The organism is Hymenobacter glaciei, from assembly GCF_039539585.1.
In the GTDB taxonomy this organism is placed as follows: Bacteria; Bacteroidota; Bacteroidia; order Cytophagales; family Hymenobacteraceae; genus Hymenobacter; species Hymenobacter glaciei.
The window spans coordinates 61,952-74,881 of sequence record NZ_BAABDK010000030.1 but is presented as its reverse complement, the minus strand read 5'-3'; the positions used below and the strand labels follow the sequence as shown (position 1 = coordinate 74,881).

Genomic DNA, 12,930 nt, shown 5'->3' with positions numbered 1-12,930 from the left:
AGCAATCGAATCGTCAGGATTAGTGGCGGCACGCGAGATGCTTCGCTACGCCCTGCAGGACGGGCGTTGCCAAGGTGTTTTAAATGGAAAACGCGGCCTCGGTGGGTACTTCCTGGGTGAAATATTCCGGGTCGGTAGCGGCAATGAGGCCGGCGGCCAGGGTAGCCCCGGTCTGCTCATCGACCAGGATAAAAGCGCCGGTGACCCGGTTTTGCCGATACTCATCCACCACCAGTGGCAGGGCGGTTTTCAAGCGCACCCGCACGATATCGTTGAGCCGAGCCTCGTCGGTACCCTGACTTTCGAAGGTTTCGATATTGGTCTTTTGCAGAATGGTGGTCACGGCGGCCTTCACCGTGGCGGAGTGGTGCTGCACCAGCAGCTTTCGGCCGGCGCGCAGCGGCCGCTCGTCCATCCAGCACAGCGTGGCTTCGAGTTCGCGCACCACGGCCGGGTGGGCGGTGGTGGGTACAATGGTATCGCCTCGGCTCACGTCCATGTCGTCGCGCAGGCGCAGCACCACGCCTTGCGGGGCACTGGCAGCCGCCACTTCCTGCTGGTTCACTTCAACTGCTTCAATCACTGTTTCCAGGCCCGAGGGCCAGATGCGCACCCGGTCGCCCGGGCGATAAGTGCCGCTCTGGATGCGGCCGGCGTAGCCCCGGTAGTCGGGTAACTCCTCGGTCTGCGGCCGAATCACATACTGCACCTGAAAGCGCGGCTCATTCGGGTTGGCATCAATGGCGGCCGGCACACTTTCGAGGTGCTCCAGCAGGCTGGGGCCGTGGTACCAAGGCAGGAAATCGGAGCGGCGCACCACGTTGTCACCATTGAGGGCGCTAAGCGGGATGGCTACCACGTTCGGCAGCTTCAGCTGCTCGGCAATGGCCGCATAATCGGCCACTATGTTCTGGAAAATCACTTCCTCGTGGCCCACCAAATCCATCTTATTCACGGCCAGCACAAAGTGCTGAATGCCCAGCAGCGAAGCCAGCAGCGTGTGCCGCCTGGTTTGCTCAATCACGCCCTGGCGGGCATCTACCAGCACAATGGCCAGGTCGGCGTTGCTCGCGCCGGTCACCATGTTGCGGGTGTACTGCACGTGGCCCGGTGCGTCGGTGATGATGAACTTGCGGCGCGGCGTGGTGAAGTATTTGTGCGCTACATCAATGGTGATGCCTTGTTCACGCTCGGCTTTGAGGCCGTCGGTGAGCAGGGCCAAATCGACGTCGCCGCCGGTGGTGGCGCGGCGCTTTTCCAGCGTGGCCAGCACGTCGAGCGATACTGAGTCGCTGTCGTAAAGCAGGCGGCCGATGAGCGTGCTTTTGCCGTCGTCGACGCTGCCGCAGGTGATGAATCGGAGAAGGTCCATTTTTTTTAATATGCTAGATGTGAACGATGTGGAAATGTGAAAAATGGCTAATTCAGGAGGGAGTGCGAATGGCTGGCGGCATGTGCCGACTCATTTTCACATCTTTCACATTCCCACATTTCCCCACATTTAATTTTTAGAAATAGCCGTTGCGCTTGCGGTCCTCCATCCCCGTTTCCGAGAGGTTGTCGTCGAGCCGGGTGGCGCCGCGCTCGCTCACTTTGGCCAGCAGCAGGTCCTCAATGATGTCATTCACCGAAACGGCGTCGCTTTCCACGGCGGCCGTGCAGGTGGAGTCGCCCACGGTGCGGAAGCGCACGCGCCGGTTCACGATTTCGTCGGTTTCGTCGAGGTTCAGGTGCTCGCTGAAGCCGAGGAGCTGGCCGCTGGGCAGCACCACGCACTGGCGCTCGTGCGAGAAATAAATCTCGGGCAGCTTGATGTTTTCGCGCTTGATGTAGTTCCACACGTCCAGCTCAGTCCAGTTGGAAATGGGGAATACGCGCACGTTTTCACCCTTCTGGATGCGGCCGTTGTAGATGTTCCACAGCTCCGGCCGCTGGCGCTTGGGGTCCCATTGGCCAAAATCGTCGCGCACTGAAAAGATGCGCTCCTTGGCCCGGGCCTTCTCCTCGTCGCGCCGCGCCCCGCCGATGCAGGCGTCAAACTCGAATTCCTCAATCACATCGAGCAGGGTGTAGGTCTGGAGCGGGTTGCGGCTGGGGTATTTGCCACCCGGCTCGTGCAGGCCGCGCTCCCGGATGGTGTCTTCCACCTTGCGCACAATTAGCTTCTCGCCCAAATGGGCCGCCAGCTCGTCGCGGTAGTTGATGATTTCCTCGAAGTTGTGGCCGGTGTCGACGTGCACCAGTGGGAAGGGAAACTTACCCGGCCGAAAGGCTTTTTCGGCCAACCGCGTCAGGGCAATCGAGTCTTTACCGCCCGAGAACAAAAGTGCGGGCCGCTCGAACTGTCCGGCTACTTCGCGCAGGATATGAATAGCTTCAGCTTCTAAACGGTCGAGGTAATCGGGATAAGCAGCGGTTGGCATTGGCACAGGAAGTCTAGGCCCGAAAAAATCGGGCGAATGTGAAAAGCAGGAAGATTATGGGTGGGATAAGGCCCGCGAGAGGTGCCCTTGGGGTAGGAAGTAGCGCCAGCGGCCCAGCCGCTAGCGCCCGAGGATGGGCCTAGCCTGGCATTCGCTCTACCACCGGGTCGAGGCCCTGGTGGGCGGCAGTGGCATGCAGGCCGCACTCCTTGGCGGCAGCGTCTTCCCACCACCAGCGGCCGGCGCGGAAATCCTCGCCCGGCGCAATGGCGCGGGTGCAGGGCGCACAGCCGATGCTCACGAAGCCTTTATTGTGCAGTGGATTAACCGGAATGCCGTTGGCCTGGGCGAAGGCCTCGCACTCGGCCCAGGTCCAGCCGAAGAGCGGGTGTACTTTGATGAGCTCGTGGCCGGCATCCCACTCAGCTGGGTGCATGGTTTGGCGGTTTTGCGACTGCTCGGCGCGGATGCCCGTCACCCACACCTGCTGGCCAGCCAAGGCGCGGGAAAGGGGCTCCACCTTGCGGATGTTGCAGCACTCCTTGCGGTTCGCTATGCTCTCGTAGAAGCTGTTGGGGCCCTTTTGGCGGGTCAGCTCCTCAATGGCTGCGCCGTCGGGCGCGAATACTTCGATGGGCTTTTCATAGCGCAGCAAGGTCTTGTTCCAGGTAGAATAAGTTTCCTGAAAATTGCGGCCCGTGTCGAGCGTAAACACCCGGATGGGTAGGTCGTTTTCGAAGATGAAATGGGTGAGAATCTGGTCTTCGAGGCCAAAGGAGGTAGAAAACGAGACGCGGCCGGGGAAGTGGTCGGCCAGCAGGGCCAGGGTTTCCGGTGCCGAGCATTCGGGAAGGTAGCGGCGCAGGTCAGCAACCTGGCTTTCAAGGGGTAATGCCATGATGGGAAGGGAGTTTTTCTCCGCAGAAAAAACCAACAATGGGCCGTAGAGGCCGCAAAAACCCGCTATGCGTCGCGCAATGAATCAATCACCACAAGAGGGGGTAGCGGGGTAGCCGTCGCAACAGCCGCCGGAAGAGAAGCCCTAGTTCAACAACCAGCAATCTTCCCCGGCATAGCGGCCAGGGAACAGCACATGCAACAACACATTCGGCGCGAAGCAGCGAGGGTGGTGGGTTGCAGGCGGAGATTGGTGGATGTGCTCACGGCAGTTTTTATATGTCAGGACTTGGCACCGTTCCAACTGGTGGGGGTTGCCGGCGTTTCGTCGAGCCTGTCTCTCCGCGCCTCTGTATAAAAATGGATAGCGTCCCAAACGAGGGTTGCTGGGGCAAATGTAACCGACGAAAAAGCGAAATGCCAAAATTTTATTTTATGAATATGAAACTGGCCACATTGCCATAGGTTTGGCCGCCGTGCTTTTGCCGCGTAATTTGCCGTGCAACCCCTGAACCTGCCGTGTGGTCTATGGGTTGCTTAAGCACACTCAAGACCTCGTTTTCTGCATGGAAGCTCTGTCCATTTCCGCCTACGTCGATATCAACGCTCCTTTGGTGGAGCGCTGCCGCCTCAACGACCGCCAGGCCCAGGCCGAGATTTACCGGCGCTACTCCAAGGCAATGTTCAACGCGGCCCTACGCATCACCGGCGACTACGCTGAGGCCGAAGATGTGCTGCAGGAGTCGTTCCTAAGCGCTTTTCGTGAACTAAGCGGCTACAAAGGCGATTCCTCGTTTGGGGCGTGGCTGAAGCGGATTGTGGTGAACAAAAGCATCAATTGCCTGCGGCAGCGGCGGCTGGCGCTGGTGCCGCTGGGCGAGCAGCACCACGACGAGCCCGCCGAAGCCGCCACCCACTCGCCCGAGGATGAGGCCGATACGCACTACCGGGCCGACGTGCTGCGCCGCTGCATTCAGGAACTGCCCGACGGCTACCGCGTGGTGCTCAGCCTGTATTTGCTCGAAGGCTACGACCACCTCGAAATCGCCGGCATCATGGGCATCTCCGAATCAACTTCTAAATCACAGTACAGCCGGGCTCGGGTTCGGTTGCGCGAATTGGCCGCCCAGCGTGGCCTGAGCTAACGTTTATCCCTTATAATCATTACTTAATCGTTTCATTACCCTTCATCCTGTTTCGCCCGGCCGCGGTTTTCGTATAGCCCCGTGGCCCGCCTTGAACTTGGACGAACCGTGCGTCTGCTACTCATTCATGGATACCCCAACTAATACTTCTCTTGAAAATTTCGTCGAGCGGCACCGCGCCGATTTCGACACCCACGAGCCACGCCCGGACCTGTGGGCCGCGCTGGAGCAGCAGCTAAGCCCTGTTGCGCCCGCCATGCGCCTGAGCGACGAACCCCTGGCAGCAACTGCGGCTCCGGTAGTGGCTGCTGAGGAGTGGGCTGCGCCGGCTGCTTCGATAGCAACTGCGGCAGTTGGCCACGCCAACTGGTTTCAGCGCTACGGCGTGGCGGCGGCACTGGCCCTGCTGGTGTTTGCGGCCGGAGCCAGCGAAGCCTGGAAATCCCGCTCGGTGGGCGCTGAAGTAGCCGTTGTGGCTGCGCCCGCGGCTAAGCTGGGAAGCGTAGATACTGAACCCGATGCGGCCTTGTATCAGGGTGGCAACCCTACTTCCCTCACCGCCGCTGAGCATACCACCGGGGCCGACAGCCAGCTGGTGCGCGCCGTGCGTGGCATGGAAGCCTACTACACCAACCAACTCGCCCGCCGCCAAACGGAGTTAAGCCAGCTTAGCGGCCCGGGCATGGTGGCCATGAATGCCGACTGGCAGCACGAGCTGGCATCGCTCGATTCGAGCTACCGCGTGCTGAAAATGCAGTTGCTGCAGCACCCGCAGCCTGATGCCGTGCTCACGGCCATGAACCGTAACCTGCAGGTGCGTCTCGACATTCTCGACCGCCAGCTGAACCTAAGCAACACGCCCACTGAGGCCGACCCCAACGCCGGGGCGTATGTACTGGCCGATAGCCGCCGCTCCGAATGAGCCAGCTAACGGTTTTTCGGGGTGCGCGCGGACTCGGGCTGCTGGGTTTGTTGGTTGGACTGCTGGTTCAGCCTGCTGCTCAGGCGCAAACAATAGCCGATGCCGTACCGGCGGGCCGCTGGACAGCCGCGGGACCGTGCGTGGCCAGACATGCACTGACGCCCGAGGCTAAACGTGCCGCCGAAGCCCTGTTCGGAAGTACCGAAGCGGGCGAGCAACAACCCGCTGGGCAACAACCGGCTTGCCAGCAGGAGGGACCACAAAACCCCGCTGCCGACCAGCCCGACGGCCCCGAAACGGCTGCTCAGTTGCAAGTGGAGCAGCGCCGACGCCTCAGCCGTTCGTTTGCGGTGCCGAAGCAGGGGCGGGCCTTTTCGCTCGACACCCGCTACGGCCGCGTGCAGGTAAACACTTGGAGTAAAGCGGAAATCAAAGTAGAAGCTGAACTGGTGGCCCGCGCCGAAACCGATGCCGGCGCCAAGCAAGTGCTGGAAGCGCTGGGTGTGCAATGGCTCGACTACGATGCCCGTACCGGCGGCGTGGCCGTAAGCACGCAGTTTGGTCCTGCCCTGCGCGGCCGGGCCGGTGGTTGCCGCTACCAGGTGAATTATACCGTGTGGCTGCCTCGTACCACGGCCTTGCGCATCTACGACAGTTTCGGCGACGTGACGCTCAACAACGACCTGCGCGGCAACACCGAGTTGGCGGTTGAATACGGCACCCTGCGCACCGCCCGCCTCGAAGGCCCGCGCAACCTCATTCGCATTGGCAACGGCGACTGCCGCATTGCCTTCGCTGGCCGCGCCAGCATTGATGCCAGCTACGCCCAACTGCGCCTCGATGAGGGCACAACGGTGGACCTGCGCAACAACTATTCCGACGTTGACATCGGTACGGTGCAGGACCTGACGGTGCACAGCAAGTACGGCGACGTAGCGCTGGGCAGCGTGCGCAACCTGCGGGGCTCGTCGGGCTACTCCCGCTTCACCATCGACAAGCTAAGTGAGGGCCTGGATATGGCCGTGCGCTACTGCCCCGATTTCGTGGTGCGCGACATGGGCGCCAACTTCCGCCAAATAAACCTCGACGGCGGCTTCAGCACCATTCGCCTGGGATTTGCCGACGCACCCGCCTTCCGCTTCGACGTGAGTACCGAACAGGGCCAATTGCTGGTGGATAAAAACTTTGTACGCGTGCTCTCGCAGGAAAACGGTCCTCAGACCAGCGACGTGCTGGGGGTGTTTGGAGCCGTGCTGCCGGCCCAGCGGGCGGGCAACGTCAACATCAAAGTGCGCTACGGCACGGTGCGGTTCAGCAAGTAGCGCCTGGACTACGAACGATATTACCAAACGGTCATGCTTCGGCTACGCTCAGCATGACGTCCTTTGAGCAATGTCGTTTCGTCTCGTTCTTTTCTTGTTTCTGCTCGCCGGTCCAGCGCTGGCCCAAACCCCAGCCTCTGTGCCTGCTATTCCTGCATCTACTCTCAAAACCTACGCCCTGCGCCTGCGCCCCGGCGATGACCTGCGTCAGCAACTCCTGGCCTTCACCCAGGCCAACCACATTGCCGCTGGCACCATGCTTACCTGCGTGGGCAGCCTCACGGTAGCCACGCTGCGGCTGGCCAATCAGGAAGGACCCACGGTGTACAAAGGGCACTTCGAGATTGTGTCGCTGGTGGGCACGCTCTCCACCAACGGCTCGCACCTGCACCTGGCAATATCGGATAGCACCGGGCGTACTATTGGTGGGCATTTGCTTGATGGCTGCCGGGTGTATACCACCGCTGAAATTGTGCTGGGTGCGCTGCCACAATTGGAATTTGGGCGCGAACCCGATAACACGTTTGGCTACCAGGAGCTGGTAGTGCGGCCGGCGCCGAGGCCAGCCCCCCGCCCCGCCGCTGCGCCGAAACGGAAAAAGTAGCCATTGGCCGAGAAAACGCGAGAGCAGGCGAAACCAATCATTTCGGCTGCTTATTATTGTGGTAACGTGGGCGCCATTCCTCCGGCCCGAAGCCGGGAAGTAGCCTGCTCTGCCATCCTGACTTTCATTTATGTCGATTGCGATTCGTAGTGCCGCGCTGGCACTGCTGCTGGCTGGCCCGCGCCTGGGCTGGAGCCAGCAAGCTCCCATTGTCTGGCCCCGGCCCGGCCAGCTGGTAAAAGAGGGCGTGGCCCTGCACGACAAAGAGGACTACCCCGGGGCCATTGCTAAGTATCAGGCCGTCACAGCCGGCGATTCGTCGTATGCCACCGCCCAGAGCGAGCTGGCCATGACGCTGGAAGCCGCCGGTAAACACGCTGAAGCGGTAGCCGCCGCCCGCCGTTCGTTGGCCCTGCAACCCTTCGAGCCCCAGAGCTACAACACCCTGGCCACCGCCCAGGAATCGCTGAAGCAGATTGATGATGCCCTGGCTACCTATGCTGCTGGCATTAAGCTGTTTCCTTACAACCAAAACTTGGTGTACAACCTGGGCGTGGTGCAGTTTCAAAACAACCATCCGGCCGAGGCCATTGCCAGCTTCCAGCGCAGCATCGAGCTGGTGCCAACGCATCCCAACTCGCACCGCTTATTGGCCGTGCTGGCCGCCGAGCAGGGCCACACCTCGCGGGCGCTGTTGGGCTGGCTTACGTATCTGGTGCTATCCAACCCGGGCCAGACGGCTCACGATGTACTGGTAGCTGCCGAAACCCTTTCCGAAGGGGCACCCGTGGTCGACGACAAGGAACGCATCAAGCCCATTGTGCCCAACGAGGCTTTTGCCGAGCTCGACCAGCTCATCGAAGGCAAGGTGGCGCTGCAGGCAGGCTATGTGTCGAAGGTGAAATTCCCGGCTTCGGTGGTGAAGCAGACCCAGCTGCTGGCGGAGAAATTCCCGCTGGATGGGCCAGCCGACGACTTTTGGGTGAAAACGTACGGGCCAATGGTAGCCGCCCTGCGCCAGAACGACCACCTCACGGCCTTCACCTACAGCATCCTGGAATCGGCCGACGACAAGCGCGCGGCCCAGTGGGTGAAGGGCAACAAGTCGAAGATTGACGCCATGATGCGCGTGGTGGTAGAGGCGCTGTCGGAGCTGCGCACTAAGCAGCGCATTGTGGGCCAGCCGAGTGCGCCACGGGTGACGGGCTGGTTCAGCAAGAACTCGCTCGTGGGCCTCGGGCCGGGCGTGGTCGATGCGGCCGGGGAATTTAAGGGGAGTGGCGACTGGATTTCGATTGATGCAGCTGCGGGCTACGTGGACGGGCACGGACAGTACAACGCCGCCGGCCAGCGCGTGGGCGAGTGGAAAGCCTTCCGCCCCGATGGCACCCTGGAGCAGGTGTACCACTACAACGACAAGGGCGAACGCGAGGGCCTCACCCGCGAGTTTCACCCCAACGGCCAGCCGTCGTACGAAAGCACGTACCGCGCCGGCAAGGTGGAGGGCGTGCTCACGGTGTACAACGAGTGCGGGGCACGCACCGGCAGCCGCACGTTTAAGGGCGGCGACCTCGACGGGCCGTACGCTACCTACTACGACAACGGGCAGCTGCACCTGCGCACCACCACCCACGCCGACAAAGTAGACGGGCTGGAAGAAGGCTTTTACCAGGACGGCAGCCCCGAATACACCACCACCATGGTGCAGGGCGCGAAGCAAGGGTCCTTCACCTCGTACTACCTCGGCAAGGTGCTGGAGCGCAAAGGCACCCACGACCACGACCAGCTCGACGGCCTCTACCAGGAATACCACGACAACGGCCAGCTGAGCCAGGAAGGCCGTTATGCCCACGGCAAGCAAATGGGTGCCTGGAAAGAGTATCACCCCAATGGCAAGCCAAGCGTGGAAAAGAGCTTCGACGAAGCCGGCAAGCTGCACGGCACCTACCACGATTACGACGAAACCGGCCACCTCTACTGCGACACCGAGTACGCCCACGGCCGTACCGTGCACCTGCGCTATTACAACCGCCAGAACCAGCCCGTGCTCGACCAGGACACCCGCAAGGGCCGCGTGGCCGTGCAACTGCCCGACGCCGACGGCCACAAAAACGCCACCGGCACCTTCCTCAACGGCGAGCTAGTGGGCGAGTGGCAGTGGTTTTACACTGACGGCGGCCGGCGCGAATTGGCCCACTTCGACGACAAAGGCACCAAAACCGGCATTGCCGAGCTGTACTACCACGGCGGCCAGCTACAACGCCGCACCCGCTTCGATGCCGAAGGCCGCGAAGACGGGCTTTTCGAACAGTTCAGCCTCGACGGGCAGCCTTCGCTGCAGGGCTACTACTTGGCCGGCCAGCGCCACGGCCAGTGGAAGGATTTTTATTCCGATGGCCGCCTGAGCGAGGAGTACGAGTATTTCAAAGGGGATTTCAACGGCCCAAGCCGTAGCTACGAGCCCGGCGGCAAGCCCACCCAGGAGCGCCTGTTCGAGTTCGGCAAGCTGCGCCACGTCACCACCTACGACTCGACCGGGCAGGCCCTGGCCAATATTGCCATCAAGCCCGATAGCAAGGACTATGTGATGCCTTACCCGAGCGGCAAGCCCTATTTCCGCAGTGGCCTGGGCTGCTACGACAACAGCGGCCTGGCCACTTGGTACCGCCCCGATGGCAGCGTGGAAACCACTGCCGAGCAACTCGGCGGCCGCCGCAACGGCGCCTTCCGCTCCACGTTCGCCAATGGCAAGCCCGACCGCGTGGGCCAGTTCCGCAACGGCGACTACACCGGCGAGTGGGCCATGTACCACCCCAACGGCCAAATGCGCCAGAAGGGGAGCTACCACAACGGCAACCAGGAAGGGGAGTGGACCTCGTACTTCCCCAACGGCCAGGTGGAGTTTGTGGAACAGTACGAAGGCGGCCTGCGCCACGGCCGGGTGCGGCGCTTCAACCCCGCCGGCGAATTGCTGACCGAGAAGCAGTACGAGCACGGCGCGCTGGTTACCTACCGCGCCCCGGCCGACGGCAGCGCCGCTCAAACCCTGCCCAACCAAACCGGCACCATCAGCCTGAATTTTGCCAATGGCAAGCCCGCTGTGGCCGAAACCTTTGACCACAACCAGGCGGCCGGCACGGCTACTTACTACTACTCGTCGGGCGCGGTGTTTCGCCGTACCACTTTCGCCAAGGGACTCCGAACGGGCTTGCTCGAAAGCTTTTACCCCAACGGCAAGCCCATGGAACAGGAAAACTACTTGCACGGTGAGCTCAACGGCCGCTGCCGCTACTACCGCCCCGACGGCACATTGGAGCGTGAAGAAACGTACCGCAGCGGCGAGCGCCGGGGCCCCAGCACCACCTTCGATGCCGCCGGCAAGCCCCAGCACACCAACGTATACTGGAACCTGATGGTGTACAATAAGTAGCAGGCAAAGCGTTGCAAGGAGGTTGGTCAAGTCGGCCGTCATGCCGAGCGCAGCCGAGGCATGACGGCTGACTGAATTGTCGCCCATTGCTGCAGTGTTGACCAGACTCCTTCGCTAGCACCAAATGCCCCTACTATCCCCTAACTTTAAGTCGGTTACGCTATACTCGTTCATTATTCCATGAGTAAATTATCTTTACTATTCCCCGTGCTGCTTGTGGCTGCGGTGGCAGCCCACGCCCAGGCCCCTGCTAGCCAGCTCCTGACGCAGATGCGACAGCAGTATCCGGGCGAAAAAGCCGTGTACCTGGAAATGCGCCAGGACCTGACCGTGGAAGTCCGCAACGACTCGGTGCAGGTCATCAATCGGCACCACGCCGACATGCTGCACCTGGCCGAGCAGTCGGCCATGTACGCCAACGACCGGGTGTACAGCTCGCACTTCAACCGGCTGCAAAAGCTGGAGGCCCGCACGCTGATACCCAACGGCGAGAAGTTCAAAACCGTGAAGGTGACCGATTTTAAAGACAAGTTTGAGATTCAGTCGGGAGTGTTTTTTGATGATACCCGGTCGACATCATTCTCGTTTCCAGCGGTGTCGCCGGGGGCGCGCACCGAAACCGATTACACCGTGCGCCACGTGGATGCCCGGTTTGTGATGCCGTTTTTTGTGGGTTCCTACGTGCCCGTGCGCCACGCCGAGCTGACCATCACAGCGCCCAAGGGCGTGGTGATTGGCTACAAGACTTTCCATGCCGAAAACACGCCCATCAAGTACACCCGCGAGGAGAAAGGCAACCAGGTGGTGTACCGCTGGACGGCCGACAACCTGCCCAGCCCGCCCCGCGAAGAGAACAGCCCGGAGTCGAGCTACTACCTGCCGCACATTGTGTTTTTCGTGCAGGAAGCGTCCGTGAACGGCCAGGCCCGCAAGCTGTTGTCGGGCGTGCCGGAGCTGTACGACATGTATGCCGACTTCGTGCGCCGCATCGACCGGCAGCCCAGCCCGGGCCTGCAGCACCGCGTCGATTCGCTGGTGGCCGGGGCCACGACCGAAGAGGAAAAAGTGCGCCGCGTATACTACTGGGTACAGGACAACGTGAAGTATATCGCCTTCGAGCAGGGCCTGCGCGGCTTCATTCCGCACGATGCCGGCTTGGTGTATGCGCGCCGCTACGGCGACTGCAAAGACATGGCCAACCTCACCAACGAGATGCTGCACCTGGCTGGCGTGAAAACCGCTTACCTGACCTGGGTGGGCACCCGCGACCTGCCCTACAAGTACGGCGAGCTGGCCACACCCGGCGTTGATAACCACATGATTGCCACCTACGAACCCACGCCCGGCAAGTATGTGTTCCTCGATGCCACCAGCAAGCACACGCCCTACGGCATGCCTTCGGCCATGATTCAGGGCAAGGAAGGCTTGTTGGGCCTCGACCCCAAAAACAGCCGCGTGGTGGATATTCCGGCCATGGACAAGGGCCGCAGCGGAGTCGATGATGCTTCGGTGCTGACGCTGGAAGGCACCATGCTGCGCGGCTCGGGCAAGCTCAGCATAGCTGGCTACTCCAAAGTGAACCAGAGCTACGGCCTCGATGGCCTGGACCGCACCGACGAGCCCAAGTACATCAAGGCGCTGCTGGAGCGCGGCAACAACAAGTTCTTCGTCGACAAGTACAGCATTGCCAACCTCGACGCCCGCGACCAGCCGCTGAACATCAGCTACGACTACCGCCTGCAGGACTACGTGCAGCAGGTCGACGACGAGGTATACATCAACCTGAGCCTGGAGCGGCCCTACGCCACCGACCGCATCGACTCGACTACCCGCAAGCTGCCCCGCTACAACGAGTTTGCCCACACCGACCACACCCGCACCGAACTGGTGGTGCCGGCCGGCTACGAGGTAAGCTACCTGCCGCCCACCGTGCAGGCCCAGGGCGACGCCCTCGGCTTTAAGGTGAGCTACGAGCGGCAGGGCAACAAAATCATTCAGGACCGTGAGGTGTACGTGAACTACCTGCTGCTCCAGCCCAAGCAATTCGGCAACTGGAACGCGGTAGTGAACAAGCTCGGCAGCGCCTACCGCGAGGTGGTGATTCTGAAGAAAAAGAAAATATAGGGTTTCTCATGGCGCTTTTCAGAACGTCATGCTGAGCGCAGCCGAAGCATCTCGCGTGCCATC

9 protein-coding genes and 1 riboswitch are annotated in these 12,930 nt (G+C 61.5%); of the genes, 6 read left to right on the top strand and 3 right to left on the bottom strand.

Annotation, left to right across the window (positions count from 1 at the left end; all coding sequences use genetic code 11):
• Nucleotides 1-79 precede the first annotated feature (79 nt).
• From ABD837_RS19590 to ABD837_RS19580, 3 genes are all read right to left on the bottom strand, one after another.
• A complete protein-coding gene (locus tag ABD837_RS19590; RefSeq protein WP_345057952.1) occupies nt 80-1,372 on the bottom strand; it encodes a sulfate adenylyltransferase subunit 1 in 1,293 nt (430 codons plus the stop codon).
• 136 nt (nt 1,373-1,508) lie between these two features.
• Nucleotides 1,509-2,423 carry a sulfate adenylyltransferase subunit CysD gene (gene cysD, locus ABD837_RS19585; RefSeq protein ID WP_345057949.1) on the bottom strand — a complete coding sequence of 305 codons (915 nt, stop codon included), beginning with the start codon at nt 2,421-2,423 and terminating at the stop codon, nt 1,509-1,511.
• Nucleotides 2,424-2,562: 139 nt separating this feature from the next.
• The gene (locus ABD837_RS19580; protein ID WP_345057947.1) at nt 2,563-3,321 is read right to left on the bottom strand and encodes a phosphoadenylyl-sulfate reductase; all 759 of its coding nucleotides are present in this window, start codon (nt 3,319-3,321) and stop codon (nt 2,563-2,565) included.
• Nucleotides 3,322-3,592: 271 nt separating this feature from the next.
• A riboswitch (SAM riboswitch) is annotated at nt 3,593-3,681 on the bottom strand.
• Nucleotides 3,682-3,886: 205 nt separating this feature from the next.
• Here ABD837_RS19580 and ABD837_RS19575 point away from each other — a divergent pair.
• The 6 genes from ABD837_RS19575 (at nt 3,887) to ABD837_RS19550 (ending at nt 12,867) form a co-directional block, all read left to right on the top strand.
• Nucleotides 3,887-4,465, top strand: coding sequence for an RNA polymerase sigma factor (locus ABD837_RS19575; protein WP_345057944.1), 579 nt, complete (start codon nt 3,887-3,889; stop codon nt 4,463-4,465).
• Nucleotides 4,466-4,592: 127 nt separating this feature from the next.
• Nucleotides 4,593-5,387 carry a hypothetical protein gene (locus ABD837_RS19570; RefSeq protein ID WP_345057942.1) on the top strand — a complete coding sequence of 265 codons (795 nt, stop codon included), beginning with the start codon at nt 4,593-4,595 and terminating at the stop codon, nt 5,385-5,387.
• The gene (locus tag ABD837_RS19565) at nt 5,384-6,709 is read left to right on the top strand and encodes a hypothetical protein (RefSeq protein WP_345057939.1); all 1,326 of its coding nucleotides are present in this window, start codon (nt 5,384-5,386) and stop codon (nt 6,707-6,709) included. Before ABD837_RS19570 ends, ABD837_RS19565 begins: the two co-directional genes overlap by 4 nt.
• A 139-nt stretch (nt 6,710-6,848) precedes the next feature.
• Nucleotides 6,849-7,313: a PPC domain-containing DNA-binding protein gene (locus ABD837_RS19560; RefSeq protein ID WP_345057936.1), complete on the top strand. Its 465-nt coding sequence runs from the start codon at nt 6,849-6,851 to the stop codon at nt 7,311-7,313.
• A 130-nt stretch (nt 7,314-7,443) separates the two neighbouring features.
• Entirely contained in the window at nt 7,444-10,743 is a 3,300-nt protein-coding gene (locus ABD837_RS19555) for a tetratricopeptide repeat protein (RefSeq protein WP_345057933.1), read from the top strand.
• Nucleotides 10,744-10,923: 180 nt separating this feature from the next.
• The gene (locus tag ABD837_RS19550; protein WP_345057930.1) at nt 10,924-12,867 is read left to right on the top strand and encodes a DUF3857 domain-containing protein; all 1,944 of its coding nucleotides are present in this window, start codon (nt 10,924-10,926) and stop codon (nt 12,865-12,867) included.
• Nucleotides 12,868-12,930 lie beyond the last annotated feature (63 nt).